This window comes from Sphaerimonospora cavernae, from assembly GCF_042435035.1.
Taxonomy (GTDB): Bacteria; Actinomycetota; Actinomycetes; order Streptosporangiales; family Streptosporangiaceae; genus Sphaerimonospora; species Sphaerimonospora cavernae.
In genome coordinates, this window is the sequence record NZ_JBHMQT010000043.1 from 41,086 (window position 1) to 68,053 (window position 26,968).

The 26,968-nt window shown below is 70.2% G+C and carries 25 protein-coding genes and 1 pseudogene; 11 read left to right on the top strand and 15 right to left on the bottom strand.

Annotated elements, in window-relative coordinates; genetic code table 11:
* Nucleotides 1–2: 2 nt before the first annotated feature.
* Entirely contained in the window at nt 3–203 is a 201-nt protein-coding gene (locus ACFHYQ_RS19635) for a DUF5999 family protein (protein ID WP_204011329.1), read from the bottom strand.
* A 328-nt stretch (nt 204–531) separates the two neighbouring features.
* Nucleotides 532–1,131, bottom strand: coding sequence for a TetR/AcrR family transcriptional regulator C-terminal domain-containing protein (locus ACFHYQ_RS19640; RefSeq protein WP_394302611.1), 600 nt, complete (start codon nt 1,129–1,131; stop codon nt 532–534).
* Between the two features lie 133 nt (nt 1,132–1,264).
* Here ACFHYQ_RS19640 and ACFHYQ_RS19645 point away from each other — a divergent pair, with 133 nt between their 5' ends.
* Nucleotides 1,265–1,660, top strand: coding sequence for a hypothetical protein (locus tag ACFHYQ_RS19645; RefSeq protein ID WP_394302612.1), 396 nt, complete (start codon nt 1,265–1,267; stop codon nt 1,658–1,660).
* Between the two features lie 72 nt (nt 1,661–1,732).
* Here ACFHYQ_RS19645 and ACFHYQ_RS19650 read toward each other — a convergent pair whose 3' ends face one another.
* The 3 genes from ACFHYQ_RS19650 to ACFHYQ_RS19660 form a co-directional block, all read right to left on the bottom strand.
* Entirely contained in the window at nt 1,733–3,235 is a 1,503-nt protein-coding gene (locus ACFHYQ_RS19650) for an RNA polymerase sigma factor (protein WP_394302613.1), read from the bottom strand.
* 428 nt (nt 3,236–3,663) lie between these two features.
* Nucleotides 3,664–4,020, bottom strand: coding sequence for a hypothetical protein (locus ACFHYQ_RS19655; protein WP_394302614.1), 357 nt, complete (start codon nt 4,018–4,020; stop codon nt 3,664–3,666).
* Between the two features lie 99 nt (nt 4,021–4,119).
* The gene (locus ACFHYQ_RS19660; RefSeq protein ID WP_394302658.1) at nt 4,120–5,253 is read right to left on the bottom strand and encodes an AMP-binding protein; all 1,134 of its coding nucleotides are present in this window, start codon (nt 5,251–5,253) and stop codon (nt 4,120–4,122) included.
* Between the two features lie 159 nt (nt 5,254–5,412).
* Here ACFHYQ_RS19660 and menB point away from each other — a divergent pair, with 159 nt between their 5' ends.
* The 4 genes from menB to ACFHYQ_RS19680 all read left to right on the top strand — a co-directional run bounded on the left by menB (nt 5,413) and on the right by ACFHYQ_RS19680 (nt 9,409).
* On the top strand, nt 5,413–6,243 hold the full coding sequence (gene menB / locus ACFHYQ_RS19665; RefSeq protein ID WP_204011340.1) for a 1,4-dihydroxy-2-naphthoyl-CoA synthase: 831 nt from the start codon (nt 5,413–5,415) through the stop codon (nt 6,241–6,243).
* Nucleotides 6,240–7,904 carry a 2-succinyl-5-enolpyruvyl-6-hydroxy-3-cyclohexene-1-carboxylic-acid synthase gene (menD, locus tag ACFHYQ_RS19670; protein WP_394302615.1) on the top strand — a complete coding sequence of 555 codons (1,665 nt, stop codon included), beginning with the start codon at nt 6,240–6,242 and terminating at the stop codon, nt 7,902–7,904. Before menB ends, menD begins: the two co-directional genes overlap by 4 nt.
* Nucleotides 7,905–8,065: 161 nt before the next feature.
* The gene (locus ACFHYQ_RS19675; protein WP_394302616.1) at nt 8,066–8,707 is read left to right on the top strand and encodes a DedA family protein; all 642 of its coding nucleotides are present in this window, start codon (nt 8,066–8,068) and stop codon (nt 8,705–8,707) included.
* Between the two features lie 81 nt (nt 8,708–8,788).
* Nucleotides 8,789–9,409: a YigZ family protein gene (locus tag ACFHYQ_RS19680; RefSeq protein ID WP_394302617.1), complete on the top strand. Its 621-nt coding sequence runs from the start codon at nt 8,789–8,791 to the stop codon at nt 9,407–9,409.
* 68 nt (nt 9,410–9,477) lie between these two features.
* Here the strand turns inward: ACFHYQ_RS19680 and ACFHYQ_RS19685 are convergent, their stop codons facing one another.
* Complete coding sequence (locus ACFHYQ_RS19685) at nt 9,478–10,701, bottom strand: isochorismate synthase (RefSeq protein WP_394302618.1); 1,224 nt, start codon at nt 10,699–10,701, stop codon at nt 9,478–9,480.
* Between the two features lie 185 nt (nt 10,702–10,886).
* On the opposite strand from ACFHYQ_RS19685, the gene ACFHYQ_RS19690 reads away from it, so the two are divergent.
* The gene (locus tag ACFHYQ_RS19690) at nt 10,887–11,762 is read left to right on the top strand and encodes a GDSL-type esterase/lipase family protein (RefSeq protein WP_394302619.1); all 876 of its coding nucleotides are present in this window, start codon (nt 10,887–10,889) and stop codon (nt 11,760–11,762) included.
* Between the two features lie 19 nt (nt 11,763–11,781).
* On the opposite strand, the gene ACFHYQ_RS19695 is transcribed toward ACFHYQ_RS19690, so the two are convergent.
* Genes ACFHYQ_RS19695 through ACFHYQ_RS19705 form a run of 3 tightly spaced genes read right to left on the bottom strand, consistent with a single transcriptional unit; the run spans nt 11,782 to nt 14,592 of the window.
* Nucleotides 11,782–12,831 carry a winged helix-turn-helix transcriptional regulator gene (locus tag ACFHYQ_RS19695; protein WP_394302620.1) on the bottom strand — a complete coding sequence of 350 codons (1,050 nt, stop codon included), beginning with the start codon at nt 12,829–12,831 and terminating at the stop codon, nt 11,782–11,784.
* A 46-nt stretch (nt 12,832–12,877) separates the two neighbouring features.
* Nucleotides 12,878–13,483, bottom strand: a complete 606-nt coding sequence (locus ACFHYQ_RS19700; protein ID WP_394302621.1) for a response regulator — start codon at nt 13,481–13,483, stop codon at nt 12,878–12,880.
* A complete protein-coding gene (locus tag ACFHYQ_RS19705) occupies nt 13,480–14,592 on the bottom strand; it encodes a sensor histidine kinase (RefSeq protein WP_394302622.1) in 1,113 nt (370 codons plus the stop codon). The genes ACFHYQ_RS19700 and ACFHYQ_RS19705 overlap by 4 nt, the downstream gene beginning before the upstream one ends.
* A 174-nt stretch (nt 14,593–14,766) precedes the next feature.
* Between ACFHYQ_RS19705 and ACFHYQ_RS19710 the strand changes: the two genes are divergently transcribed.
* The 3 genes from ACFHYQ_RS19710 to ACFHYQ_RS19720 are packed head-to-tail and all read left to right on the top strand — an operon-like array spanning nt 14,767 to nt 17,912.
* On the top strand, nt 14,767–15,522 hold the full coding sequence (locus tag ACFHYQ_RS19710) for an ABC transporter ATP-binding protein (protein WP_394302623.1): 756 nt from the start codon (nt 14,767–14,769) through the stop codon (nt 15,520–15,522).
* Nucleotides 15,507–17,321 carry a hypothetical protein gene (locus tag ACFHYQ_RS19715; RefSeq protein ID WP_394302624.1) on the top strand — a complete coding sequence of 605 codons (1,815 nt, stop codon included), beginning with the start codon at nt 15,507–15,509 and terminating at the stop codon, nt 17,319–17,321. The genes ACFHYQ_RS19710 and ACFHYQ_RS19715 overlap by 16 nt, the downstream gene beginning before the upstream one ends.
* Before the next feature lie 48 nt (nt 17,322–17,369).
* Entirely contained in the window at nt 17,370–17,912 is a 543-nt protein-coding gene (locus tag ACFHYQ_RS19720; protein ID WP_394302659.1) for an MOSC domain-containing protein, read from the top strand.
* A gap of 298 nt (nt 17,913–18,210) precedes the next feature.
* On the opposite strand, the gene ACFHYQ_RS19725 is transcribed toward ACFHYQ_RS19720, so the two are convergent.
* The 5 genes and pseudogenes from ACFHYQ_RS19725 to ACFHYQ_RS19745 form a co-directional block, all read right to left on the bottom strand.
* Complete coding sequence (locus ACFHYQ_RS19725; protein ID WP_394302625.1) at nt 18,211–18,936, bottom strand: ABC transporter permease; 726 nt, start codon at nt 18,934–18,936, stop codon at nt 18,211–18,213.
* Nucleotides 18,936–19,856: an ABC transporter ATP-binding protein gene (locus ACFHYQ_RS19730; RefSeq protein WP_394302626.1), complete on the bottom strand. Its 921-nt coding sequence runs from the start codon at nt 19,854–19,856 to the stop codon at nt 18,936–18,938. Before ACFHYQ_RS19730 ends, ACFHYQ_RS19725 begins: the two co-directional genes overlap by 1 nt.
* A gap of 302 nt (nt 19,857–20,158) precedes the next feature.
* A pseudogene (locus ACFHYQ_RS19735) lies at nt 20,159–21,244 on the bottom strand (multicopper oxidase family protein); the annotation flags it as partial.
* 84 nt (nt 21,245–21,328) lie between these two features.
* On the bottom strand, nt 21,329–21,838 hold the full coding sequence (locus ACFHYQ_RS19740) for a hypothetical protein (protein WP_394302627.1): 510 nt from the start codon (nt 21,836–21,838) through the stop codon (nt 21,329–21,331).
* 60 nt (nt 21,839–21,898) lie between these two features.
* Nucleotides 21,899–23,185 carry a glycosyltransferase family 4 protein gene (locus tag ACFHYQ_RS19745; protein WP_394302660.1) on the bottom strand — a complete coding sequence of 429 codons (1,287 nt, stop codon included), beginning with the start codon at nt 23,183–23,185 and terminating at the stop codon, nt 21,899–21,901.
* A gap of 251 nt (nt 23,186–23,436) precedes the next feature.
* On the opposite strand from ACFHYQ_RS19745, the gene ACFHYQ_RS19750 reads away from it, so the two are divergent.
* Both ACFHYQ_RS19750 and ACFHYQ_RS19755 read left to right on the top strand, forming a co-directional pair.
* Nucleotides 23,437–24,237: an alpha/beta fold hydrolase gene (locus tag ACFHYQ_RS19750; RefSeq protein WP_394302628.1), complete on the top strand. Its 801-nt coding sequence runs from the start codon at nt 23,437–23,439 to the stop codon at nt 24,235–24,237.
* Nucleotides 24,238–24,720: 483 nt separating this feature from the next.
* Complete coding sequence (locus ACFHYQ_RS19755; protein ID WP_394302629.1) at nt 24,721–25,005, top strand: DUF3040 domain-containing protein; 285 nt, start codon at nt 24,721–24,723, stop codon at nt 25,003–25,005.
* A gap of 351 nt (nt 25,006–25,356) precedes the next feature.
* On the opposite strand, the gene ACFHYQ_RS19760 is transcribed toward ACFHYQ_RS19755, so the two are convergent.
* Nucleotides 25,357–26,958: a penicillin-binding transpeptidase domain-containing protein gene (locus ACFHYQ_RS19760; protein WP_394302630.1), complete on the bottom strand. Its 1,602-nt coding sequence runs from the start codon at nt 26,956–26,958 to the stop codon at nt 25,357–25,359.
* Between the last annotated feature and the right edge of the window lie 10 nt (nt 26,959–26,968).

The window sequence follows — 26,968 nt, forward strand, 5'->3', positions numbered from 1 at the left end:
GCTCAGGCGGCGTTGGCGGTCATGTCGGTGGGGCGATGCGGGGCGATGACGCCGCCGTCGGGTAGCAGCTCACCGGTGTCCTCGAACAGCACGACACCGTTGCAGAGCAGGCTCCAACCCTGCTCCGGATGGATCGCTATCGTACGCGCGGCTTCGCGGTCCTTCGCTTCAGCGCTGGGACAGGCCGGTTCATGAGGGCACATCGCCGGGGCTCCGTGTCTTTCTCGTTCGCTCGCTGGTTCGGGAGAACGAGCGTATGGGGTTGACGTTGTGACAGCCGAACACTGGACTACACCAGTCTGCGGCGTGGCCGCATCAGAGTGACATAGTCCGTTCGGGCGGTTTCCGCCGGTCGGGGGCTCGCACCGCTACCGGATCGGGCCGCGACCCGAGCAGACGGATGACTGACCCCGTCTGGCCGGACCGCTCCCGAACAGGCTGTGGCACACCTGATGTGACCCAGTACGCAAGAGTGCCTCACGGACGATAACGGTCCAACTTCGACACGCCGACCGTCCGGTAACTGAGCTGTTATCCGCCAAGCCCGGCGATGAGGGCGTCGAGACCCTGCTCGAACTCCCGCTCGCCCTCGGCCGTACGCGCGTCCCTGACGTCGGCGTCGGGGTCGGCCCAGCCGGACTGCTGGACCTCGACGGCGACGCTGCCGAAGACGTAGGCGCGCAGGGCACGCACCGCGGCCGGCGCCGCGTCGCCGAGACCGGCATCCCGCAACTGCTCGATCTGCTCGCCGATGGAGAGCAGTGCCGCTCCCTTGGGCGGTTTGACCAGGGCCAGCGACAGAACCCCCGGATGCTCCAGCAGTGCCGTACGGCTCGCGCGGGCCCAGGCCCGGGCCAGCTCCTGCCAGGAGGACGCGGCGCCGGACTCGTCGGCACCGGATCCGTCTGGGCCGGGCGCGACCTGAACGGCGGTGACATGCTCGGCGAGTGCGTCCATCAGCGCCTCCTTGCCTCGCGGGAGGTGGTGGTAGACGGCCATGGCCTCCACCTGGAGGGCGTCGCCGAGCCTGCGCATGGTCAGCCTGCGCAGCCCCTGTCCGTCGGCGATGTGCAGGGCGGCGTCGATGATGCGTTCCCGGGACAGCGGGACGGGAGGGCGTTTGGCGGGCATGAGCCCCACGCTGCCACAGGTGACCTTACTTTGTAAACGGGGTGGGCCCGGTTGACCGCGATGTGCGGTGTCCGCCGGGCAACGCGTACCCTACCCAAGGGCGATGCGTTCGCCGGATCTGGAGGAGCTGACGATGGCGTTTTTCCGTCCGCGGGTGAGCCGGGAGGCGGAAGTCCGTTACCACGCGGACCAGGAGATCGGGAAGGGCTTCACCGCCCTGCTGGAGAAGGCTCGGGAGGCCCAGCGGCACCTGCGTGCCGTGGAGGCCGCGGGCGGGTCCGTGGCGGAGCGGCGTGCAGCCGGGCTGGCGCTCGACCGCGCACTCACCGCGGCGCTGCGGGCCGCCGAGGCCGGGCAGCGGGCGACGCTCGGGATCAAGGGCTACGACAACCGCATCGCGCGGCGCAAGGCCAGGGCCACTCCTGACGGGGCGCTGTGGACGGCGGAGGTCAGCCGCCTGCGCACGCTGCGGGAGGAGAACAAGCTGAACCTTCCGGGGATTCCCCAGGTCTACGCGGTGGCCCGCTGAGCTCGCATACGTAGACGCGTACGGCCCGCGCCGGGATGGCGCGGGCCGTACGTTCGACGTCGTCCCCGGGGATCAGCTCGCCCAGTCGAGGAGGGGGCGCGTGTTGCTCGGGTGGCGGAGCTTGGACAGCGACTCCTTCTCGAGCTGGCGGATCCGCTCCCGGGTGAGGCCCAGGTGCTTGCCGATCTCGTCGAGCGTGTGCGGCTTGCCGTCGGTCAGCCCGAAGCGCAGGCTCATGATCTTCGCCTCGCGCGGCGACAGGTTGCCCAGCACGCCCTTGAGCTGCTCGGCCAGCAACTGCCGGTCCACGACCTCGGATGCCTCGGGGGAGTCCACGTCCTCGATCAGGTCGCCGATCCGCGTCTCGCCGTCCTCGCCGATCGTGGAGTCGAGGCTGATCGGCTGCCTGCTCGTACGCAGCAGCTCCTCGATCTGGTCCGGAGTCTTGTCCAGCTCGACCGCCAGCTCCTCCGGGGTGGGTTCCCGGCCGAGCCGCTGGTGCATGTCGCGCTCGACACGCGACAGCTTCGACAGCATCTCCAGCACGTGGACGGGCAGGCGGATCGTACGAGCCGAGTCGGCGAAGCCGCGCTGGATGGCCTGCCTGATCCACCACATGGCGTACGTGGAGAACTTGTAGCCCTTGGTGTAGTCGAACTTCTCCACCGCGCGGATCAGACCGAGGTTGCCCTCCTGCACGACGTCGAGCAGGGACATGCCGCGGTCGGTGTACTTCTTGGCCACCGACACGACCAGACGGAGGTTCGCCTCCAGCATGTGGTCCTTGGCCCGCCTGCCGTCCTCGATGATCCACTCGAGGTCGTCGCGCACGCCCGGCGGCATCCTCTGGCCGTCCTCCAGGGCGGTCTCCAGCTTGTACTCGGCGTACAACCCGGCCTCTATGCGCTTGGCCAACTCGACTTCCTGCGCGGCGGTCAGCAGCGTCCGGCGGCCGATCGACTTCAGGTAGGTGTGGACGGAGTCGCCCATCACCGAGGTGTTGTCGTCGAGATCCATGCCGTCGGCGTCCTCGGCCCCGGTGTCGATGCCGGCGGCGGCTTCGGCGGCCATCTCCGGGTCGAGGTCGGCCGGCGGCTCGGCCTCCTCCGGCGCGGCGCTCAGGTCGGCTTCGGCCGCCTTGCGGGTCTTACGTGCCTTGGTGGTCTTCGTGGCCTTGACGGTGTCACCGTCGGCCTTCGTCGACGCGGCGGTCTGCGCTGTCGAGGTCTGCGCTGTCGAGGTCTGCGTTGTCGAGGTCAGGGGGCTCTCCTCGGCCGGCTGCGCCGAGGCTCTGGCCCTGCGGGTCTTCCCGGCGGCGGGAGCCGCCTTCTTGGCGGAGGTCATCCGCGTGGGCGCCGTCTTCGGTCCCTCCTCGGCGGCCAGTTCGACACCCGCCTCGGCCAGCTCTCGGAGAATCGTGCGGCCCTCGGCAGGGCCGACGCCGGCCTTCGTGAATGCCTCGCGCAGCTCCGGCAGGGAGAGGTGACCCTGAGCACGCCCCCGCTCCAGCAACTGGTCGAGAGTCGTCGGGATCACCTCGCGCCCGAGCGAGGTCGCCACGGAGGTCCGGGGCATAGGACACCTCCTCCTTGACGGAGTTCGTTGTTGTGGGTGCTGACGGTGGGGCGCGGCGGTCTCTCGGCGGCTCAGCGCACCAGTAGCAATAACGCCACCGCGCCCAGTTTGTTCCCTCCCCCCACCCCCTCCCGTGCGTGATCTTGCGAAAACTCGCAGGCACAGCCGCTGACCAGGCATGACATTGTTGGTGATCTTGCAGTTACTCGCAGGTATGCCGGCCGACCAGCGGAAACGACTTCCGTGATCTTGCACTTGCCGGAGAAGTGCAAGATCATGAATGGCTTTCTCGCAGGTCAGAGCGGATGGTTGCGAGTTTCTGCAAGATCACAAACGGGAGAGGGGCAGGTGGGCGGGCATCTCTGCGAGCAACTGCAAGATCACGGGGGGGGGGGTGGGGGGTGGGGTGATTGGGGTAGGTGGGGGGGTCAGTCGGTGGGGGAGGGGATGATGAGGCTGACCTGCGGGCCCGGCATGGGATCGGCGTCCCGCATGCGTCGCGTGGTCCAGTAGTCGGACGCGTCCTCGGGATCGATGTCGAGATCCTTCGACACCACGTCCGGGTCGGGGGCGATCGGCGTGATCGTACGCGCGCTCGCCGGGTTCTCGGTCTCCACGCGGGAGGCCGACGGAACGGGGTCGCCGAGGCCGGGGTGGCGGGCGGTCATCTGGGTCGCGGCCTCCCGCAACCGGTTCGCCGAGGCCGCCGCGGTGACGGCGACCCCACCGATGAGGACGGCGCCGATGACGCCTGTGGAGATCAGCATCTTCCGGGTCGGCTTCATCGACGTCCCCCTTTCCCGGGTCCTTTCCTGGGCCTGCGGTTCAGAAGGCATTCGGACAGCTCTCTCAATCCACTCCCTGACCATATAGACGCGCTATGGTCATTTTTGGTTCCGCAGGGCGACCATATCCGGTTTTCCGTTCGGCAGCAGCGGAATGCGGGGCAAAACGCGCATCGCGCGTGGCGCGGCGTACGCCGGCAGACGCTCCTTGGCGAAGGCCCGCAGGTCGGCGAGCGTCACCTCCCCGGCTCCGCCGCCCCGGCCGACCACCACCGCCTCGACGATCTCGCCCCATTCCGGATCGGGACGGCCGACCACCACGACGTCCCTCACTCCGGGATGACCGGACAGGACCTCGGCGACCGCGCCCGCGACCACCTTCCGGCCCCCGGTGTTGATCACGTCGTCGGCGCGGCCGAGCACCCTCAGCCGGCCGTCCTCCATCGTTCCCAGATCCGAGGTGACGAACCAGCCGTCCTCGAACGGTCGCTCATCGCGCAGCCGATATCCGGCGAAGAGCACCGGCCCGCGGATTCGCACCCGGCCGTCCTCCCCGAACTCGAGATCTACATTGTCAAGGGGCGCGCCGTCGTACACGCAACCGCCGCTCGTCTCGCTCATGCCGTACGTCGTGACGACCCGCGCGCCGGCGGCGCGGGCCTCGCCGAGCAGGCCCGGGGGAGCGGCGGCGCCGCCCAGCAGGATCGTGCGGAACGCCGCGACATCGGCCCCCGCGTCGATCATGCGCCGCAGCTGGGTCGGGACCAGCGACACATGGTCCGCGCCGGAGGCGGCGACGTCATCGGGGGAGAAGCGCGCGTGGATCACCGGCTCGGTCCCGCACAGCAGCGACCGTACAAGCACCTGCATGCCCGAGATGTGCGACGGCGGCAGGCAGCACAGCCACCGATCGCCTTCCCGGGCGTCGAGGCGGGTCAGCGAGGCACGGGCCGATGCGGTCAGCGCCTCAGCCGGCAGCTCGACGCCCTTGGGCACGCCGGTGGACCCGGATGTGGCGATGATCACAGCGGCGGAGGTGGGCTCCCCGTGCGGCCGGCGTCGTACGCCGTCGGGGGTCACGACGTGGGTCGGGCGCAGCGCGGCGAGCGCCGCCTCGAGGGCGGGCCGGGGCAGATCGGGCGACAGCGGCAGCACGGCCGGCCCCTCGCCCGACAGAGCGAGCCGTACGGCGTCGAACAGAGCCGGACCGGGCGGGATGAGCAGGGCATGCACGGGCCGCTGATCCGGCCGCAGGTCGGGCCGCCGACCGGGCCGGTGATCCCTGCGATGCGCCGGGTGATGTCCGGGACGGATGAGCACGGTCGTAAGGTTAGTGCGGGCACGGCCACCCGACGGTGACCGGCCGGTAGGTGACGCGACTGAGGAGCGAGTGTGACGAGCGGGGTCGAGTGGAAGCGGTCGGGCGAGTACGAGGACATCATCTACGAGACCGCCGAGGGCATCGCGAAAATCACGATCAACCGGCCGGAGCGGCACAACGCGTTCCGCCCCACGACCCTGTTCGAGCTGCGTGAGGCGTTCAACCTCGCGCAGGAGGACACCGAGATCGGCGTGATCATCTTCACCGGGGCGGGCGACAAGGCGTTCTGTTCCGGCGGCGACCAGAAGATCCGCGGCGACGACGGCTACGTCGACGACAAGACCCACGGCATCGGCCGGCTGAACGTGCTCGACCTGCAGGTGCAGATGCGGCGCTGCCCCAAGCCGATCATCGCGATGGTCGCGGGATACGCGATCGGCGGCGGCCACGTCCTGCACGTGTGCTGCGACCTGACGATCGCCGCCGACAACGCCAGGTTCGGGCAGACCGGCCCCAAGGTCGGCTCCTTCGACGGCGGCTACGGCTCCTGGCTGCTGGCCGAGACCGTCGGGCTCAAGCGGGCCAGGGAGATCTGGTACCTGTGCCGCCAGTACGACGCGCAGACCGCCCTGCAGTGGGGGCTCGTCAACGCCGTCGTCCCGCTGGAGCGGCTGGAGGAGGAGACCGTCCAGTGGGCCCGCGAACTGCTGGAGAAGTCGCCGATCGCGCTGCGCATGCTCAAGGGCGCGCTCAACGCGGTCACCGACGGCGCGGCCGGCATGCAGCAGTTCGCCGGTGACGCCACGCTCATCTACTACATGAGCGAGGAGGCGCAGGAGGGCCGCGACGCGTTCAAGGAGAAGCGCAAGCCGGACTTCGCGAAGTTCCCCCGCCGCCCGTGAACCCCGCTACCGCGCTGGCGACCGTCCTGGTCGACGAGCTGGTGCGCTGCGGGATGACCGATCTGGTGCTCGCCCCCGGCTCCCGTTCCGCGCCGCTCGCGCTCGCCGCGCACGCGCAGCCCAGGCTTCGCCTGCACGTCCGCATCGACGAGCGGTCCGCCTCCTACCTCGCGCTCGGGCTCGCCAAGCGCTCCGAGCGGCCGGTCGCCCTCGTCTGCACGTCGGGTACGGCGGCCGCCAACTTCCATCCCGCCGTCATCGAGGCGTCGGAGTCAGGCGTTCCGCTGCTCGTGCTGACGGCCGACCGGCCGCCGGAACTGCGCGACACCGGCGCCAACCAGACGATCGACCAGATCAAGCTGTACGGCTCGGCCGTACGGTGGTTCGCCGAGATCGGGACCCCGCAGGAGCGGCCCGGACAGGTGGCGTACTGGCGGTCCCTCGTCTGCCGGGCCTACCAGCGAGCGGCCGGGCCGTACGACCCCGGGCCCGTGCACCTGAACGCGGCCTTCCGCGAGCCGCTCATCCCGGACGGGGACGCGAACTGGTGCGAGCCGCTGCCCGCCGTCGACGAGGGCCGCCCCAAGGTCAGGGTGAGGGTCGCGCCGCCGGCGCCGGCGTTGCACATCCCGCCGACCCGCCGCGGCGTGCTCGTGGTGGGCGACGGCGCGGTCAACGTCAGGAGGTACGTCGCCGCGGCCGGGATGGCCGGCTGGCCGGTGCTGTCGGAGCCCAACGGCGGCGGCAGGTACGGCGACCACGCCATCTCGACCTACCACTTCCTGCTGGGCGACGAGGAGTTCGCCGCAGCCCACCGGCCGGACGTCGTGGTCACCCTCGGCCGCCCCGGGCTGTCACGGCCGCTGCTGTCGTGGCTGGGCCGGACAGAGGAGCACATCGTGGTCGCGGGCGACCTGACCCGCTGGCCCGACCCCACCCGCTCGGCCACCCAGGTCGCCCAGGCCGTGGAGATCCCGATCGCCTCGGGCGACGACACCTGGCTGCGCTCCTGGCGGCACGCGGACCACCTGGCCCGTGAGGCGATCGACCGGGTGCTCGACTCGTCCGGGCTGAGCGAGCCCCGGCTGGCCCGGGACCTCGCCGAGGCCCTGCCCAACGGCGCGCTGCTGCTGTGCGGGTCGTCGATGCCGGTCAGGGACCTCGACCAGGCCATGCGGCCGCGCCGCGGCCTGCGGCTGATGGCCTCCAGGGGCGCCTCGGGGATCGACGGCCTGGTCTCCACGGCCGTCGGCGCCGCGCTCGCCCACAACGGCCCCGCCTACGCGCTGATCGGCGACCTGACGCTGCTGCACGACCAGAACGGGCTGGTCCTCGGCCCGCGAGAGCCCCGGCCGGACCTGTGCCTGGTCGTGGTGAACAACGACGGCGGCGGGATCTTCTCGATGCTGCCCCAGGCCGCGCTGGCCGAGCCGTTCGAGCGGGTCTTCGGCACGCCGCACGGTGTGGACCTGGGCTACCTCGCGGCCGCCGCCGGCGTGCCGTATACGCTGCTAGAAGACATCGATGAGCTACCGAAGGCCATCAATGGGGCCATCAGGGGGGACGGTCTGCGGATGGTCGAGGTCCGCACCGACCGCGAGCGCAATGCCGGGGTGCACGCCGCGATGCGCGTCGCCGTACGCGCGACGATGCGGAAGTGACTTTCCAGGGACCTTCGTCTTGATGCGGGGTCGTCCTGTGGTCCGGTCATAGTCCGTCTGTGGTCCGACTGCGGTCCGGCCCGGCCTGGTCCTGAAGGGGGATGTCGCGTGCCCGGGGCGACGGCACAATAGGTCTTGTTTACCCCCGGCAGAGGAGTGGCATGCACGTCGAGGAGTGGTTGCAGACGATCCCCGCCCTGTGGGTCTACGTGATCGTGGGCGTGGTCGTCGGCCTCGAGAGCCTGGGGATCCCCCTTCCCGGGGAGATCGTCCTGGTCAGCTCGGCCCTGCTGTCGGCCAAGGGCGTGGTAAGTCCACTCATCGTCGGCGTCTGCGCGAGCACCGGGGCCATCGTGGGGGACTCGATCGGTTACCTCATCGGGCGCAAGGGCGGCAGGCCGCTGTTCGACCGGCTCGGGCGGCGCTTCCCCAAGCATTTCGGCCCCCATCACATCGCCAGGGCCGAGCGATTGTTCCAGCGCTGGGGGGTTTGGGCCGTCTTCTTCGGCCGGTTCGTGGCCCTGCTGCGCATCCTCGCCGGCCCGCTCGCGGGGGCGCTGCACATGCCGTACTGGCGGTTCCTGGTGGCCAACGTGTCGGGCGGTATCGTCTGGGCGGGCGGCACCACCGCGGCCGTCTACTACCTGGGCATGGTGGCCGAGCGGTGGCTGAAGGGTTTTTCCTGGGTGGGACTCGTGATCGCCGTCCTGTTCGGCGTCGGCGGCACGATCTGGCTGAAGCGCAGAGCCGCCAAGGCCTTCGCCGAGGAGGAGGAGACGCCCGAGACGGTCAGCGCCCGCTGACCCTCGGATCTCAAGCCCCTTGGATCTACAAGGTAAAGGCCGCCGCCTCATGCGCACCCGAGTCCCAGTAGCCTGAGCGTCGTGGCCGCGCCGTACCTGACGATCAAAAACATCATCGAGCACGAGACCGAGGTCCGCCGCTCACGGTTCATCTGCGCGATAGCGCCGGTGGGCACCGAGGAGGCCGCGCGGGAGTTCATCGCCGGGCGCAGGCGACTTCACGCGGATGCCACGCACAACTGCACCGCTTACGTCATCGGCACAGATCTGCGCAAGGCCGACGACGACGGCGAGCCCGGGGGGACGGCGGGCACACCGATGCTTGAGATGCTCACCCGGCGCGGCTTTGCCGACGTCGTGGCCGTGGTCACCCGCTACTTCGGTGGGGTGCTGCTGGGTGCCGGGGGACTGGCCCGCGCGTACGGCGGTGCGGTCGGGGAGACGCTCGACCGGGCCGAGACCGTCGAGATGATTCCGGCGACCATCGCGGAGGTGACGATCGACCACGCGCACGCCGGCCGGCTGGAGAACGATCTGCGTGCTTCGCACTACCCGCTGCGCGGCGTGGACTACGGCGCGCGCGTCACCTTCGAGGTCGCTGTGGCCTGCGACGCGGCGTCCGGCTTCGAGGAGTGGCTGGCCACCGCGACCGCCGGCCGTGCCACCGCCCGTTTCGGCGGCACGACGTACCTGAGCCGCTGAGCTGTGGCCCGCTCAACCGTGGCCCGCTGAGCACGCCGGCGCCGCGATCGCGCCGCTCACCCCTCGAGTCACCCTTCAAGGGCGTACTGCATGACGCGGAACTTCGCCTGAGCCTCGGCGAGCTCGGCGACGGGGTCGGACCCGGCCATGATGCCGCACCCGGCGAACAGCCGGGCGCGGCGGCCGGAGATCTGGGCGCAGCGCAGTGCGATGCCCCACTCACCGTCGCCTCGGGAGTCGATCCAGCCGACCGGACCGGCGTAGCCGCCGCGTGCCATGCCCTCCAGCTCCCGGATGACGCGCAGGGCCATGCCGGTGGGGGTGCCGCCGACGGCCGCGGTCGGGTGCATGGCGGCCACCACGTCGAGCACGGACGCGCCGTCCGACAGCCGCCCGCTGACCCGGCTGGCCAGGTGCTGCACGTTCGGCAGCACCAGCAGCTCCGGCCGGGCGGGCACGTCCAGCGTCGAACACAGGGGAGCCAGGGCCTCCTGGACGGAGGCGACGGCGCAGGCGTGCTCGTGGCGGTCCTTGCCTGAGGCGTACAGCGCGACGCCGCGGGCGGCGTCCTCGGCCGGTCCGGCGCCGCGTGGCGTCGTGCCCGCCAGGACCAGCGACTCGATCGACCGGCCGGTGTGCCGGACCAGCAGTTCGGGGGTCGCCCCGGTCAGTCCGTCCACGGAGAACGTGTAGCACTCGGGATAGCGGACGGCCAGCCGGGACAGCAGCACCCGCGTGTCGATGTCGCGCTCGGCGGTGGCTGTGAGATCGCGGGCGAGCACGACCTTGTCCAGGGTGCCGCTCCTGATCCTGCGTACGGCCCTGGCCACGGCCTGCTCCCACTCCGGAGCGGTCAGCGTACCGTCGCCGTACCGGATGCGCCCGGGTTCGACGGGCGAGGTCACCGGAACGGATCCGGCCTCACCGATCGTGGTGAGCCAGGCCCGGCCGTGTCTACGGGCGAGCACCGTGCGTGGGATGACCAGCGTGGAGCCGGCGGCGTCGCCGTCGAAGGTGAACGAGCCGAACGCGACCGGTCCAGAGCCGGGCGCCTCGACCTCGTCGTCGATGCGCGCCCCGTCGAAGAGCGAGCCGAGCCACTCCCGGGCCCGGTCGAAACGGTCCGGGCCGGGCGGAATGACGATGCGGGCCGCCTCTCCCCAGCCCACCAGGCCCTCGCCGTGCCTGATCCAGGCGTACGGCATCGCATCCGGCAGGCGCGTCAGGAGATCGCCGGGGTCGCTCACCGCGACCGTGCGAACCGCGAGGGGGCGGATAAGAACGACGCTCACTCAATTCACTTTACGCAAGATCCGTACCTGCTTCGGCAGGGACCCCCGTTGCCCGGACCGCAGGCGGTAGCTGATGCCCTTCTGTCAAGCGGCGATAGGAACTTGGTCAGGGAAGCGGCGCATTCCGCCTTGGAGATGGAGTTCACCTCCGGGTGATCCCTACCTTTGGTCACCCGGAGGTGTTCATGATCAAGAAGATCACGTCGGTCCTGGCCTTTTCCGTTCTACTCACACCCGGCACGCTGCTCGCGGCCGGAGCGGCCCGCGCGCACCGTCTGACGGCGGCGCCGCGCGCACTGCCCCCGGCGCCGCCCGCACTGCCAACGGTGCTGGCGGCGCTGGGCGACTCGATCAGCGCGGGGTTCAACGCGTGCGGCTGGTACGTCTCGTGCACCTCGAGGTCGTGGTCGGCCGGGGACAACCCCGAAGTGAGCAGCCACTATCTGCGTCTGCTGGCGCTCGCGCCGGCCCTGAAGGGGCACAACCTCAACTTCGCGGTCCCCGGCGCGACCAGCGCCGACCTGGCCGCACAGGCCCGGCAGGCCGTCGAGGGCGGGGCCGACTACGTCACGATCCTCGTGGGAGCGCAGGACGCGTGCACCCGGTCGCCGAAGCTCATGACCCCGGTGGTCACCTATCGGCGCCGGATCGAGGCCGCCCTTGACGTGCTACGGCCGACGGGCGTGAGGGTCTTCGTCGCCAGCATTCCCGATCTGAAGCGGCTCTGGCGGATCGGGAAGGACAACCGCTGGGCCCGCGCGTTCTGGACGATCGGCCGCACCTGCCAGTCGATGCTGGCCAACCCCGGGTCCACGGCGAAGGCGGACGAGATCAGGCGTGCGGAGGTCCGTGAGCGGGTGATGGACTACAACGCGCAACTCCGGACGGCCTGTCTACGGTACGGCCCGGCCTGCCGTTATGACGGCGGTGCGGTCTTCGGCTACCCCTTCTCGCTGAAGATGGTCAGCCCGTGGGACTTCTTCCACCCCAACGAGGCCGGCCAGCGGGCCCTCGCCCGGGTCACCTTCGCCGCCGGATTCTTCGCCGAGACGCAGCCGTGACGCCCGATTCAGGCCGGGTTCAGGCCGGTAAGTGTGCGTCGGGGCGGATCGTGAAGATCTCGACGAAGCGGTCCAGCAGGCCGGCGTCGCCGGCGAGACGCACCATGCCTTCGGCGACGGCCTCCGCCGGACTGACCTCGCCCGACATCAGGGACTTCAGCACGGGGCCCGGCTCGATGACGAGGTCGGCGCCGGGAAGGTGCCCGGAGGCCACCTTGACCGTGCCGTCGTCGACCTGCGCGTTGAGGATGATCTCGCCGATGCGTACCTCGAAGCTCGCCCGGAGGCCGCGGGCCGCCTCGGGGCGGAACGTCGTGCGAAGCGCCATGATCATGGAGTCGACGGTGACGATGTCCTCCGGCCGGGGCTGGTCGAGGACCTGCGCACCCCAGCGGGAGAGCTGGATGACCGCGTCCTCGATGCGGCTGCCGTACTCGGTGAGCTCGTACACCGCCACCTCGGCGCCGGGCCCCCGCACGAGCCGGTGGCTGACCACCCCGGTCCGTTCGAGCTCCTTGAGGCGGGCGGCCAGCGTGTCGGCGGGGATCCGGGGCAGGCCCTTGCGCAGGTCGGCGAAGCTCTTGGGGCCGACGAGAAGGTCACGGATGATGAACAGGGCCCATCGTTCGCCGACCATTTCAAGCGCGCGCGCCAGGCCGCAGAACTGCCCGTAGGTCCACCTGGTCACGCTGTGCAGCTCGGAGAGGATGGCCTCCATTTCGCCGGAGTCCATCGCGTCCAGCAACGTCCTCTCCGGAAACAGGTCGTCGTCCTCGGCGTGCGATCCGACGGCCGTGAGCCGGAAACGGTCGCTGGCGATTGTCACGCCTTCGTGATCGACGATCAGCTTCCATCGGGCCTCGATGCCCGCCGAGTCGTGCGGACGGTCGTCCGGCGTGGCCCCCTGGGTCAGTGTGTCCACGATCTGGTGCCCGGTCACGGTCTTCATCACCTTGCCCTTGCCGAAGTCGGTCCCTTGTCGCCGGCGGCTCGCCCGGTGTTCCCGGTCGACGATCCGGAGCAGGTGTCGCTGCTGTTCATGGTGCTGTCCCGCCAGGCCGGGCCGCATCTCCCATATTGCGACGCCGGGAACACCGAGCCCGGCCGGGACGGCGTCACAACCACCCGTTGTGACGGGCCGCCCTGGCCGCTTCGATGCGGTTGCGTGTGCCGGTCTTGCCGATCGCCGAGGACAGGTAGTTGCGCACCGTGCTCTCTGACAGGTGGAGCCGGGCGGCGATGTCGGCGATGGTCGAGCCGTCGGCCGCCGCGCCCAGGACGTCGCGTTCCCGGTCCGTCAGCGGGCTCGGCCCGGTGCTGAGCGCGGCCGCCGCGAGCGCGGGGTCGACGACCCGCTCACCACGCAGTACGCGACGGATCGCGCCGGCCAGTTCCTCGACCGGGCCGTCCTTCACGAGGAACCCACGGGCCCCCGCCTCCATGGCCCGGCGCAGATATCCGGGCCGTCCGAACGTGGTGAGGATCAGCACCCGGCACGAGGGCAGCCGCTCGCGCAACTCGTCGGCGGCCTCCAGCCCACCGCGGCCCGGCATCTCGATGTCGAGCAGCGCCACGTCGGGCCGGGCCGCCAGGGCGGCCGCCACGACCTCGTCACCCGACGAGACCTGCGCGACGACCTCCATGTCGTCCTCGAGTCCCAGCAGCAGGGCCAGGGCACCGCGCATCATGCCCTGGTCCTCCGCCAGCAGCACCCTGATCATTCCTCCTCCCTCCCGTTCGGCGCCTGGACACGCAGCAGGAAGCCCCGGCCGGGCAGCCTGCCGGCCTCCAGCGTGCCGCCGGCCGCGGCCACCCGCTCCCGCAGGCCCGCCAGCCCGTTGCCCCGGGATCCGCCCTGGCCGGGGGCAGAGCCACCGGCCGCGCCGTCATCGCGGATCTCCAGCACGAGACCGTCGGCCTCGCGTAGTTCGATGGCGCAGTTGGCGCCGCCGCTGTGCCGGATGACATTGGTGACGCCCTCCCGTACGGCCCAGCCCAGCAGGGCGTCGGTCTCCGGCGTGAGCCGTACGGAAGGGACGCGGAGGACGGCGGCGATGCCGGCGTCGGCGAGCGCCGTGCGGGCGGTCTCGAGCTCGGTGGCCAGGCCACGCCCCCGGTAGCCGGTGACCGCGCCCCGGACCTCGGTGAGGGCCTGCCGTCCGATCCGTTCGATGTCGGCGGCCTGCCCGGCCGCCGTCTCCCCGTCGCGGGGCGCCAGGCGGCGTACGGCCTCCGCCTTCACGACCATGACCGACAGCGTGTGGCCGAGCAGGTCGTGCAGGTCGCGGGCGAAGCGCAGCCGCTCCTCGGTGACCGCGGCGCGGGCGAGCTCCTCGCGGGTGCGCTGAAGCTCTCCGATCGCCTCCCACAGCCTGATGATGATCGCCGGGACGATCCCCGAGGCGAAGATCCCCCATACCAGGGTCAGCGAGTCGCTGAGTGACGAGCCGGCGCTCAGCCGGATGGCCAGACCGGCGGCCACGACGACGAGCAGCACGACCGGCAGCTCCCGGCCGCGCACGACCATGCCCACCGCCACGGCGAGCATGATCAACAGATAGAACCAGTTCTCGCCGAAGGCGGCCGCCGCGGCGATCGTGACCACGGCCAGCACGGGCAGGGCCAGCCACTGAGCCCGCCACCGGTCGGAGAAGGCGAGGGTCGCCGTGACCAGGTAGAGCGCGACCGACGCGGTCACCGCGACCACGGCCGGCCACAGCGGATGCGTCCGTCCCCGCACGATGTCCCACACCGGACCGGCCGCGAGAACCGCCAGCCAGTACATGCCCTTGGCGTCCGGGCCCTGCTCGCCCTCCCGCAGGGGATTCATCCATCCTTCGTGATCCATCGTCTGTGAGGATCTCACGCCGGGTACGCACCCATTGCCCGATCTTCAGGAGTTCTGTTGAATTATCTTGAATCTTGATCGGTTGGCCCATGTCCGCTCGATGATTCCGGGGCCTGCCGAATCTCCGCCAGATCGCCGTCGCCCTTGGGAGGGCCCGTGACCGCTGCGCTGGAAATAACGGGATTGGTCAAGAGGTTCGGAGAAAAGGTCGCCGTCGACCGGGTCGATCTGAACGTTCCGCCAGGTTCGTTCTATGGTCTGGTCGGACAGAACGGTGCGGGCAAGACCACGACGCTGTCGATGGCCGTGGGCCTGCTCCGGCCCGATGACGGGACCGCCCAGATCTTCGGCGCCGACGTCTGGGCGGACCCGACGCGGGCCAAGGCGCTGGTCGGAGTGCTTCCTGACGGCCTGGCCATGCCGGAGCGGCTGACGGGCCGGGAGGTGCTGACCTATCTCGGCCTGTTACGCGGGCTGCCGCCGGAGGTGGTGGCCGAGCGGGCCGAGGAGCTCCTGGCAGTGCTGGAGCTGGACCAGGCGGACAAGACCCTGGTGATCGAGTATTCGACCGGTATGCGCAAGAAGATCGGCCTGGCCACCGCCTTGCTGCACGCTCCGAGGCTGCTCGTGCTGGACGAGCCGTTCGAAGCCGTCGACCCGGTGTCCGCGGCGACGATCAAGACGATCCTGCGGGGATTCGTCGCGGGCGGGGGATCCATCGTGCTGTCCAGCCACGTGATGGCGCTGGTGGAGCAGCTCTGCGACCACGTCGCGGTGATCGACAAGGGCAGGGTCGCGGCTGCCGGGACCCTGTCGCAGGTGCGGGGTTCGCAGACGCTGGAGGACAGGTTCGTCGAGCTGGTCGGCGCGGACGACGGCGAGGCGAAGGAGCTGTCGTGGCTGTCGCGCTGACCATGGCGCGGATGAAGATCGCTATCATCCGCAACTCGATGACCGGCCAGCGGGCCGGCCTGATCACCCTCGGCGGCCTGATCGGCGTGGCGCTGGCGGTCGGCACGATCGCGCTGTCGCTGACCGGGCCGGAGCTGCTCGGCCCCGCCTACGCGGTGTGGATGCTCGGGTGGATCCTCGGCCCGGTCTTCGCGGGCGGCGGGGACGAGACGATCAGGCCGGAGTTCTTCGCACCGCTGGGCCTGCCGCCCCGGCGGATGGCCGCCGGGCTGCTGGCGGCCGCGTTCGTCGGCATCGCGCCCGTGATCAGCCTGCTGGCGCTGACGGGGCTGGCGGTTTTCGGGGTAGGGCAGGGCGTCGCGGCCGGTCTGGTGGCGCTGCCCGCCCTGCTGCTGCAGTTGGTGGTGTTCGTCCTGCTGTCGAAGGTCGCGGTCGCGGTGTTCGGCCTCGCGCTGCGCTCGCGGGTGAGTGCGATCGCCGCCGGACTGATCAACGGCATGGTGCTGGCGCTGCTCGGGCAGGGCTGGGTGTTCGCCGTCGCCTACAGCGAAGCAGGCGGGGTGCCGCCCGTGGTGGCCGACGTGGTGCGCGCCGTCCCGTCCGGGTGGGGCCTCGTCGCGGTCGAGTCCGCGGCTGCCGGCAGGTGGGGACGGGTCGCCGTCGCACTCGCCGCCCTGGCCGTACTGGCCGCGCTGCTGCTCGCGGCGTGGGCGGTGCTGCTGACCCGGCGAGTGGGACGCGCACGGGCCGCCACCGGAGGGCGCAGGCCGATGCGCGCCACCACGGCGACCGGCGTTGTGCTGGGCAAGGAGACGCGCACCTGGTCGCGTGATCTGGTCCGGACCCACCAGCTGACGTTCGCCCTGGCCTACGGGGTGTTCTTCGCGGCGATCCCACTGCTGATGGGCTGGGACCAGATGCTGCCGTGGGCGGGCCCGATCTTCATCCTGATGGCCGCCGCGATGTCGGCCAACATCTACGGCACCGACGGGACCGCGCTCTGGCTCACGCTGCTCACCCCGCGAGCCGGCGACGTGCGCGGCCGCCAACTCGCCTGGCTGCTGTTCGTCACACCCGTGGCGCTCGCGCTGACGCTCTCGCTCACCGCGCTCGTCGACGGTCCGTGGCCGCTGGTGCTGTCGATCATGTTCGCGCTGCTCGGCGGCGGAGCCGGGCTGGTGCCGCTGGTCTCGGTGTACGGGCTCGTGCCGGGAATCGATCCGCACAAGCGCAGTGGCAATCCCCTCCGTACCACGGAAGACAGCGGCTCGGCGACCGGCATGATCTACGGCGTGCTGGCGCTGGGGCTGCTCACGGCGCTGCCCGCCGGCATCGTGGCGGTCCTGTACGGCTGGGCCGGGGTGCCCGTCGGCCTGGCGTCAGGGGTGCTGTGCTGGTGGGGCCTGGGCGCGTTGGCCGCGCGCAGGTTGCGCGGTCACGGCCCGGAGCTGCTTCACCTGATGCGCACGGGCCGACGCGACACCGGCGCCGGCAAGATGGCCAGGTACGAAGATCTGCCCAGGCGCGACCAGGCCACCGTCGGCCTGTGCATGACGCTCTGCCCGATCGCGCTGTTCCCCCAGGGCATCGTGCCGGGCGTCTTCAAGATCACAGGGGTGGACAGCCGAGGGTGGTTCCTCGCCCTGTACCTGCCGTCGTGGGCGCAGTGGCCAACGATCATCCTCATGGTCCTGCTGGGCGTCGCCCTGGGCGCGGCCGCGGTCCACGTCCTCCAGAAGTACCGGCGTCGCCCGGATCACACCGAGATGATCGAACGTGCGAGGCATTCGCCCGTTTAGTCTTGGGTCGTGACAGATCATCGTGGTGTACGGGGGGAGCTGCGCGGCATGGGTGGGACAGTGACGGCGGTCAGCAGCAACGGCGAATACTCCTTCACCAAGCCGAACCGGAGCAGCATCACCTTGCTCGCGGGGCTCGGCGTGGAGGGGGACGTGCACGCCGGCGTCACGGTCAAGCACCGCTCGCGTGTGGCGCAGGATCCCACCCGGCCCAACCTCCGTCAGGTCCACCTCATTCATGAGGAGCTCTTCACGGAGGTCGGTCAGAAGGGCTTCCGGGTGGTGCCCGGCGAGCTCGGGGAGAACATCACCACCAGCGGGATCGACCTGCTCGGCCTGCCCGTGGGCACGCTGCTGCGTTTCGGGGACGGCGCGGTCGTGGAGGTCACGGGTCTGCGCAATCCCTGTGTGCAGATCGACAATTTCCAGAACGGACTGCTGAAGGAGGTCGTCGCCCGGGACGAGGACGGCAACCTCGTTCGCAAGGCCGGGATCATGGGCGTGGTGAGGGAAGGCGGCGTGGTACGGCCCGGCGACCCGATCGAGGTCGAGCTGCCGCCGGAACCGCATCGGCCCCTCGACCGGGTCTGACCGGCACCCGTCACGCCGTACTGACCTGCTTGCTCGTCTGTGCGCGAACAACGGCCCGCCGGAGATCTCAGCGTGCCAGACTGCCGGTATGGCAGCCTCGGGCCGATCAGCGATCATCGGCATCCGGACGCGCCGGGCCGGCAGGGAGCGCGGTCCCGAGATCCCCAATGGCTCTGATCCGCTGTTGCGCAAGGTCTACGTACTGGAGGTTGTCGGACTGACCCATGGCGCCTTTGTATCCGCCGGTCACCGGTGGCGTGCCGATATGTCTGCTGAGGGCAGATCCTGACCGCACGCGTCACGCCGTACGGCCGGCGCGGCGGTAGCCGTACCCGGCGTAGAGACCGAAGGCCAGCAGCCAGGCGGCCAGTACGGCGACCTCGCGCAGCCCGGGGCCCTCGCCGAACGCGACGTGCCACGACAGGGCGGCGTAACTGTTGGACGGCGTCCACTCCGCGATGGCGCGCAGCCACGACGGGAACCCGTTGACCGGCACCCACAGCCCGCCCACGATGGACAGGGTGAGCATGGTCGCGAGGTTGGCCATGGACGCGGTCTGGCCGGTCAGCCGGTAGCCGTTGCCGAGGCCGAGCAGCGAGAACGGGATCGTCCCCGCCCACAGCAGACCCACGACGGCGAGCCACTGCCCCGGGGCGAGCGTGACGTGGTTGACCAGCGCCCCGGTGAGCAGAACGGCGGCGATGCCCGGCACCACCCCGACCGCTCCGACGACGACCTTGCCGGTGATCACCTGAGCGGGGGTCATCGGGGTGAGGCGGAGCCGCCGCAGCCAGCCGGCCGCGCGGTCCTCGGCGATGCCGCTGCCGTTGTTGAACGCCGCACCGAGCGCGCCGTAGGCCGCCATGCTGACCATCGTGTGGATCGCGGCGTGGTGCTTGTCGCCGGGGGCCAGGCCGAGGTTGGTGAACACGAGGTACATGACGACGGGCATGACCAGGCCGAAGATGATGTAGCCGCCATCGCGGATGGTCCTGATCAGCTCAAGCCGGATATATCCAAGCATCACACGATCTCCTTGGTCTTGGTGGTGAGGTTGGTCTTGGTGGTGAGGGCGACGAAGGCGTCCTCCAGGTCGGCGGGGGCGACTTCGAGGTTCCGTACGGCTCCCGCCCGGGCTAGGGCCAGCACGGTCGCGTCGGGATCCGCGCTGCGCAGGTGCGCGCGGTCGCCACGGATCTCCAGGTGGCGCACCCCGGGCAGGGCGGCGAGCCAGGCCGCCTCACCGGCCACGGTCACGCTCACGGTCGTCAGCGCCACGACCCGCTTGATCTCGTCACTGGTGCCGTCCGCGATCAGGCGGCCGCGGTCGATCACGATGATCCGGTCGGATCGTTCGTCGGCCTCGTCCAGGTAGTGCGTGGAGAAGAGGATGGTCTTGCCCTGGCTGGCCAGGCCGTGCATGCCATCCCAGAACTCCCGTCTGGCGGCGACGTCGAGCGCGGCGGTCGGTTCGTCGAGGACGATCAGGTCGGGGTTTCCGACGATGGCGGTCGCGAACCGCACGCGCTGGGCCTGACCGCCGGACAGCTTGTCCACCCGCCTGTCGCGCAGCCCGGTGAGCTGCGCGAGCTCGAGGACCCGGTCCAGCGGCAGCGGCGCGGGGTAGGTGCCGGCCACGAAGGTCAGCAGTTCGCGCACGGTGACCCGTTCGACCAGGCCGCCCTCCTGGGGCATCGCGCCCACCCGGCCCCGCCGTACGGCCTGGCCGGGGTCGTGGCCGAACAGCGACGCCTGTCCGGAGTCGGGCGGCAGCAGCCCGAGCAGCAGGCCGATCGTGGTCGACTTGCCCGCCCCATTGGGGCCGAGGAGGGCGATGGTCTGGCCGCGGGGGATGGCGAGCGTGACCCCGTCGACGGCGCGTACCGGACCGAAGCTCTTCGTGACCGAGGAGAGCAGCACGGCCGGGCTTTCGATGTTTCGCATGGTTGAAACGGTAGGAAGCGAGCGTTCGGCCGAGTAGATCGATCGATCCGGTCTGCGGCAGGACAAATGTCCCAACCGCAAGAGATAAAAAATCTACATCGTAAAGAAGCGTGCTTTCGTGAGCGGGTTCGACAAGGGCGGACACGGTCAACAGCTGGACCGTGAAGTAAACCTGGCCCAGCAGACAGTCCATCACCCAGCTGTGGAACGGAAAGCTGAGCGACGGCACGCTTGCCCTCGGCCAGTGCCACCAGGGGGAACACCCCACCTTTGAGGGTGACCAGCACGTCGTACCGCTCGCCCATGCCGAGCAGCAGCGCGTCGGTCTCGACCGGCACGACGGGGAAGCCGTCGGCGTGGGTCACGGTCATGGCGTGGTCGGCCAGCGCGACGCGGAACGCGGTGTCGCCGCCGGCGTTGATGATCCTGATCCGCAGCCGGGAGCCCGGCTTGGCGGCGAAGGTCTGCGGGGCCGTCGCGGTCCTGCCGTTGACCAGGAAGTGGGGGTAGTAGACGTCTCCGGCGTCGCCGCCCAGGAGGTCGCTTTCCGCGTTCATCATCATGTGCGGCCAGGAGGCCCCTGGGGAAGCCGTCGAGTCCGGCATCGACATCGGCATCCCCTCATGGCCGTGACCGCCACCGTGACCGCCACCGTGACCGCCACCGTGACCGCCACCGTGACCGCCACCGTGACCGCCACCGTGACCGCCACCATGGCCGCCGCCCCCCGACATCGAAGTGATCTCGGCCAGCACCTCAGCCGGTGTGCCGGTGACGCCGTCCAGCCAGTCGTCGAGGACGACGGTCCACTCGTCGTCATAGTCGTACGGCTCGGCCGGATCCTCCACGATGATCGGTGCGTACAGCCCGCGATCCAACTGCGTGCCGTGATGCGGATGGAACCAGTACGTCCCGGGATGGGACGCGGTGAACTCGTAGACCATCTCCCCGCCCGGGGGGATGGGCGGCTGGGTGACCCCGGGTACGCCGTCGGCGTCGTTGCGCAGGGCGAGGCCATGCCAGTGGACGGTGGTCTCCTGAGGGAGCCGGTTGGTCAGCCGAGCCCGGACGACCTCGCCGGCCCGGACGCGGATCGGCTCCCCGGGCAGGCGGTCGCCGTACATCCAGGTCTGGACCACGGGACCGCCGAGGTCGGCGCGGCCTTCCCGGGCGATCAGGTGGAACTCGCGCACCTGGCCGGGTCGGCGCGCCGCCTCGGCGGCGGCGACCTCGGGGCCCGACGGCCGGACAAGGGCGCCGGTCCCGGGCCGGGGATCCGCTGATTGGCGTGCTGGTTCACTCTGGGCGGGGGAGCAGGCGGTGGCGAGGGCGCCTCCGGCGGCGGCCAGACCGGCGCGCAGGAAGAGTCGTCGATCGATCGATGACATGGTGATTCGCTCACAGTTCACGTACGGAAAGGGCACACGGAGAACCGGGTGAGGCGAAGGCACGCCTGACCCGGCCGGGAGCCTCTATACGCGCAGAACCGCGACGCGTCGTAGCGACAGCGCGAACGGCGGAGCCGGCGAACCGCGCGCCGGAGGAAGGCGGGCCGGCCGCTCACCCGGGCCGCGTACGCCTTCGGGGAGGCGGCCGGCCCCCAGCAGACGCAGCACCAAGGTCACGAGGATCGCGGCGACCGCGGCCAGGCAGAAGACGATCGGGTTCGGCTGATCCGAATCCGGGCCGGAAGCCGTGACCGGCGGCGCCAGGTCCGCCGCCGTGTGCCCGGCCGGTGTGCCGTTCCCGGCGAGCCTGTCCTCCCCGCTGCCGCCGTGTTCGCAGTGGGCGCACAGCGCGGGCATCGAGGAGGTGGACATCGAGGAGGCCGGGCCGCAGAGGTGGGCGGCGATGTGACCGAGGCTCACGGCCAGCAGCGCGGCCACGAGCAGCAGGAGCCGCGGCAGTATCGCCTCCGCCGCGATCCCCCTGATCCTTCTGGGCGTCGCGGTCCCCGCGATCGCCGCGCTCCCCATGCGCACGGCATCACCCTATCGGCGGCGCCTCCCGGTCGGTCCTCCAGCGGGCGCCGCCGGTCGCTGTCAGAGCTCGGCCGGGAAATCAGCGAGATCCGTGGAACGGGGAGCGTGTCTGCGGGTGAGCCGGTCGGGGGAGAGCCCGCGGCGGAGCGCGACCAGATCGGCGAGGAGCCGCTCCCAACGTGGGCCGATCACGTCGATGTCGTAGCGGGCGGCGGTCGGCGGTCCCTGGGCGGCCAGCCTGGCGCGCAGCTCCTCATCCTCGATGACCGCGCAGATCGCGTCGGCCAGAGCATGGATCTTCTCGGGCTTGACCAGCAGCCCGTTCACGCCGTCGCTGATCAGCTCGGCGGGCCCGGTCGGACAGGCGTAACCGACGACCGGCAGCCCCTTGCTCATCGCTTCCAGGACCACCATCGGCCCGCCCTCGCGGCGCGAGCTGAGTACGAACAACGAAGCCTTGACCAGTTCGGCGCCGACGTCCTGGACCGGTCCCGCCAACAGCACCTGACCGGTCAGGCCGCGCTTGTCGATGTCCGCCTGCAACTTCTCCTGGCGCGGTCCGGAGCCGAAGATCAGCAGCGTCCAGTCCAGGTGCCGGGCCGCGACGTGCGCCCAGGCGCGGATCAGCAGGTCATAGCCCTTGACATGGGTGAGGCGGCCGACCGTGACCGCCGTCTTCGCGGTGAGCGGAGACAGACCGCCCTCCAGCCGGGGCACCGCGTTCGGAATCCGCGCCAGCACGGCCGGTCGCGGTCGGCCCGCGCGATCGAAGGCGCGTTCGTAGGCATTGAGATCGGCCTCGGTGAGCGTGACGACCGCATCGAGCCTGCCGTACCCGCGGGTGATCCGGGAGCGCACCGAGGGCCGGTGCCCGGCGAGATTGCCGTGCTCCTGCCCGATCGTGATGATCTCCGGGGGTGCGAACCCGGCGGCGATCAGGTTGAGGCCCGGCCGGGTGCCGATGAGCACGCCGCCGCGCCGCGACCGGAGGTAGCGGACCAGCTTGAGATCGGTCCTCAGCGTGAACCAGTGATAGGCCGCCTCGTCCTTGGGGACCAGCCGGCTCGGGAATCGGGACAGCAGGCCCCGGCGCCGCGGCAGCCGGTCGTCCAGATAGCGGATGCGGACGCCGGGGGGAACCGGGAAGAACGGCGCCTCGCGCTGCCTGACCACGCTGACGATCTCGACGTCGTGCGTGCGGGCCAGGTGCCCGGCGAGGTTGAACGCCGTACGGATCGTGCCGCCCATGCCGTTGGCGTGCAGCAGCAGAATGCGTACCTCCTGGACGTCGGGCGGCGAAGCCGATCGGGAACGCTGCCGGTCACGCGCCTCGATCGCCTTCACCATCACGTTGGCGGCGGTGCGGCGTAACGAAGATCCGCGTAATGAAAATCCGCGTAACAAGGACAAGACATGCCCCGTTCATGTCGACTGATGATCCCCTCTTCCCTGGGACGTGTCCGACAGCGCCGACGGTTGATGTGATTCAGGTCACATCACCGTGGCCGGCGATATGGTTCATCACTCGGGTGATCGCGCGTACCGTGAGCACGGAGGTCGATTTTTCGCCATTCCTGACCTTGGCTGAGGAGAGCGGCATGCTCACCACCACCGCGCCCGACGGCACGGAAGTCCGGGCGATCGACGAGGGACGAGGACCCGCCGTGCTGATCCTCCATCCCGGAATGGACGACGGCCGATCCTGGGGCAAGGTGGCGGCGCGACTGACGCCGCGTCATCGGGTCGTCCGCCTGCATCGGCGGCAGTACCGGCAGGACCTGCCGGGTCCGGCGACGATCACGCAGGAGGTTGGGCACGTGCTCGCGGTCGCTCGGGAAATCGGCTCCCCGAGCCTGCTCATCGGGCACTCCTCCGGCGCGGTGGTCGCGCTGGAGTCGCTGGTCGCCGCACCGGAGTTGTTCACCGGAGCGGTCCTCTACGAGCCGCCGGCCGTGATCGGCACTCCACTCGGCGGCCCGAATGGGGAGAACATCACCCGGGCTCGGCAGGCGATCGCGACGGGCCGCTCGGGCCGGGCATTGCGGATCTTCATGCGGGACGTTGTACGGTTCCCGGCCTGGCTGGCCTTCCTGAGCGGTGTGTGCCTCTCCGTGATGCTGCGGCTGCGCTCGCTCGTTCCCCAGCAGCTCGACGACACCGAGGCGATAGATCGGCTCGGCGTCCGGCTCGACGCCTACGCCCGGATCGCGACCCCGGTGTTGCTGCTCGGCGGCGACCGGAGCCCCGCCCACCTGAGCGAGCGCCTCGATGCGCTGGCGCGTGTGCTGCCCCGGGCCGAACGGGCGGTGCTGCGCGGTCAGGGCCACACCGCTCACGGGACCGCTCCTGCCGAGGTCGCCGAGGCCGTCGGGTCCTTCGCCGCGAGGATCGCCGGCTGACCGTGGACGTGATCCGCGTCGCCGCCCGGTTGCGAAAGCGGCCGACCAGTGCGCCCAGCACCGTTCGGGGCGTGCGGCTGTGAATGTCACTCATGCACAGTCCTAAGGAACGGTTGATCGTCCATTCGAAGGGAACACGACTGGCGCCGGGGACGCGATTGATGATCGAGCGCGCCTGGATCTCGTAGAACGTGATGCCCTGGAACCCGGGAGTGTCGAATGTCCTGGTGACCGCGCCGCGTGCGAACAGCGGCGCGGCGTCGTCGCCCTGTCGGCGGGAACGTTCCCGGCCGTCGTTTCCTCGATCGTCAGGCCCTTGATCGTCAAGGCGGAGATTGTCCCAGCGCACGACTATATTAGAACAAAATTTCGATTCCTGTCGCGACTTTCAACGCGCGGTAAATACCGGCTCTGGAAACGGCTAACGATCTTGATCGATGGGCAGAAAGTCGGCACACACCTCGCGTTCTGGAGAGTTGCGCCATGGCCTGGTCGCAGGACGAAGAGCGAATGCTCACGATGATCGAGCGGCATCTCACCGACGAAGACCCCAAGCTGGCTGCCAGGATCGAGTCCTTCAACCAGAGGGTGGAGCGGAAGGAGCACGGCCGGCGGCGGACGGCCGATCGTGCCGCCGGCGGGGCGAGGGGCCGTTGGCCACGCCGATCCACCCTGATCATCACGTTGAGCTGGATGCTGATCGTGGTGCTGATCACGGCTCTGCTGATCATGGCTCTCCAGCACAACGCGGCCGCCCTCCCGATCTGAGCACGAGCCGTTACGGGAAGGAGACCCTGCTGGTCTCCTATTCGCCCCGTACGCCGCCCCACCGCCACTCCGTGATCTTGCGAATTCTCGCACGGAAGCCTCCTGAGCTGTGCGGATCCATTTCGTGATCTTGCAGATAATCGCAGGCGTGGCGTACGACCTGCGTCTATGTGCTAGCTGATCTTGCAGTTGCCAGGAAGTGCAAGATCACGGACGGTGTTTTCGCTGTTCAGTGGGTAGGCCTGCGAGAAACTGCAAGATCATGGACGTGAAGTGCCTGCTCATGGCGCCGACTGCGAGAATTCGCAAGATCACGGTATGGGGGGGCTTGGGGCTTGCCTTGGTTGGGCTCTATCCGAGGGCCTTGAGGAAGGCGGCCGCGACCGGGGCGGCGACCGCGCCACCTCCGCCGCCGCCCTCGACCACGACGGCGAAGGCGAGGTCGCCTCGGTAGCCGACGAACCAGGCATGCGAGTCGAGTTCGGGGCCGGTGCCGAACTCAGCGGTCCCGGTCTTGCCCGCGGTCCCGGCCGGCAGCCCGGCGGTTCGTGCCGTTCCCTTGGTCACCACGGCCTTCATCATCGCGCGGAGCTGCTCGGCCACCCCGTCGGGCAGCGGCTCGGGCGAGGCCTTCTGCTTGAGAGACGGCACCAGCGTGGGCGGGCGCCACGACCCGTCGGCCACGGTGGCGGCGACCCCCGCCATCACCAGCGGGCTGGCGGTGATCCTGGCCTGACCGAACGACTCGGCCGCCAGCTCGGCGTCGCTGGTCGCCTTGGGCATGCTGCCCGTCGTCGCCGGCACGCCGATGTTGAGCGGCCGGTTGAACCCGAAATCGCCCGCCAGGTCGTACAGCTTCTGCGCACCCAGCTTCTCGGCGGCCATCGGAGCGAACGTGGTGTTGCAGGAATGGGCGTAGGAGTCCAGGAACGACAGCGAACCGAACGCCTCGTGGTCGGAGTTTCGGATCTTCAGGCCGCCGATGTTCACTTCCGGAGGGCAGGACACCGTCGAGGACGGGGTGACGCCGGTGGCCAGCAGTCCGGCGGCGGTGATGGTCTTGAACGTCGAACCCGGCGGATAGCGGCCGTCCAGGGCCCGGTTGAAGCCGCCCTGGCTGTTGACGACCGCGAGGATCTCACCGGATGAGGGCCGGACGGCCACCAGGGAGGTGGGTTTGGGCAGGTCGCGTACGGCATCGGCCGCGGCCTTCTGCACCCGCGGATCGAGGCTGGTCCGCAGGTTCTCGCCCCGCTTGCCCTTGATCGTGTGCAGTGTCTCGCTCTCGCTGCCGACGACCTGGATCTCGGTGGTCGGGGTGCCGGCGAGCCGCCTCTCGAAGGTCTCCTGCAGGCCACCGCGTCCCACCGTGCCGCCCACGCGATAGGCCGCGCCCAGCTTCTTGACGTCCTTGGCGGTGGCCTTGTCCAGAAATCCGACGAGTTGCTGCACTGAACCGCCGTCGTCGCCGTCATCGATGCGGGCGCCGCCGGCATCCATGATCGCGGCCCTGGCCGGCCAGGTCGTCTTGATCGCCAAATGTTCGGCACCGGTCAGTGCGGGATGGACGGCGGCCGGAGACCAGTCCACCTTCCAGTGACGGTCCTTGACCACGAGCTGCAACTTGCCCTTGTAGGTCCACTCGCCCACGTTCTTGAGGGACGCGGTCGCGGTGTAGGAGGCGGTGGAGCGGTCGTCGGCAGGGTCGCTCACGTGCATGCCGGTGACGGTGACCTTGGTCGCGCCCAGGTTCTTCGTGAGCTCGGCATAGGCCGCCTCGAAACCGGCGGCCGGGGCCGCGAGTTCGGCTTTCATGGTCGTGAGGTCCCCGCGTGACCAGGCGGCCGTGAAGCGCTGGGCCGTCTCCAGCGGCGTTCCCCTGGTGTGCAGCAGGTAGTAGGCGCCTCCCGCCCCGGCGGCCGCGGCCACCACGACCGCGGCAGTTATGATCACGACCGTACGT

Coding starts and splice junctions, on each gene's coding strand:
- ACFHYQ_RS19635 (WP_204011329.1), bottom strand. CDS start 203: ATGTGCCCTCATGAACCGGCCTGTCCCAGCGCTGAAGCGAAGGACCGC.
- ACFHYQ_RS19640 (WP_394302611.1), bottom strand. CDS start 1,131: ATGCCCGCCAAACGCCCTCCCGTCCCGCTGTCCCGGGAACGCATCATC.
- ACFHYQ_RS19645 (WP_394302612.1), top strand. CDS start 1,265: ATGGCGTTTTTCCGTCCGCGGGTGAGCCGGGAGGCGGAAGTCCGTTAC.
- ACFHYQ_RS19650 (WP_394302613.1), bottom strand. CDS start 3,235: ATGCCCCGGACCTCCGTGGCGACCTCGCTCGGGCGCGAGGTGATCCCG.
- ACFHYQ_RS19655 (WP_394302614.1), bottom strand. CDS start 4,020: ATGAAGCCGACCCGGAAGATGCTGATCTCCACAGGCGTCATCGGCGCC.
- ACFHYQ_RS19675 (WP_394302616.1), top strand. CDS start 8,066: ATGCACGTCGAGGAGTGGTTGCAGACGATCCCCGCCCTGTGGGTCTAC.
- ACFHYQ_RS19690 (WP_394302619.1), top strand. CDS start 10,887: ATGATCAAGAAGATCACGTCGGTCCTGGCCTTTTCCGTTCTACTCACA.
- ACFHYQ_RS19695 (WP_394302620.1), bottom strand. CDS start 12,831: ATGCGGCCCGGCCTGGCGGGACAGCACCATGAACAGCAGCGACACCTG.
- ACFHYQ_RS19700 (WP_394302621.1), bottom strand. CDS start 13,483: ATGATCAGGGTGCTGCTGGCGGAGGACCAGGGCATGATGCGCGGTGCC.
- ACFHYQ_RS19705 (WP_394302622.1), bottom strand. CDS start 14,592: ATGAATCCCCTGCGGGAGGGCGAGCAGGGCCCGGACGCCAAGGGCATG.
- ACFHYQ_RS19720 (WP_394302659.1), top strand. CDS start 17,370: ATGGGTGGGACAGTGACGGCGGTCAGCAGCAACGGCGAATACTCCTTC.
- ACFHYQ_RS19725 (WP_394302625.1), bottom strand. CDS start 18,936: ATGCTTGGATATATCCGGCTTGAGCTGATCAGGACCATCCGCGATGGC.
- ACFHYQ_RS19730 (WP_394302626.1), bottom strand. CDS start 19,856: ATGCGAAACATCGAAAGCCCGGCCGTGCTGCTCTCCTCGGTCACGAAG.
- ACFHYQ_RS19745 (WP_394302660.1), bottom strand. CDS start 23,185: ATGGTGAAGGCGATCGAGGCGCGTGACCGGCAGCGTTCCCGATCGGCT.
- ACFHYQ_RS19750 (WP_394302628.1), top strand. CDS start 23,437: ATGCTCACCACCACCGCGCCCGACGGCACGGAAGTCCGGGCGATCGAC.
- ACFHYQ_RS19755 (WP_394302629.1), top strand. CDS start 24,721: ATGGCCTGGTCGCAGGACGAAGAGCGAATGCTCACGATGATCGAGCGG.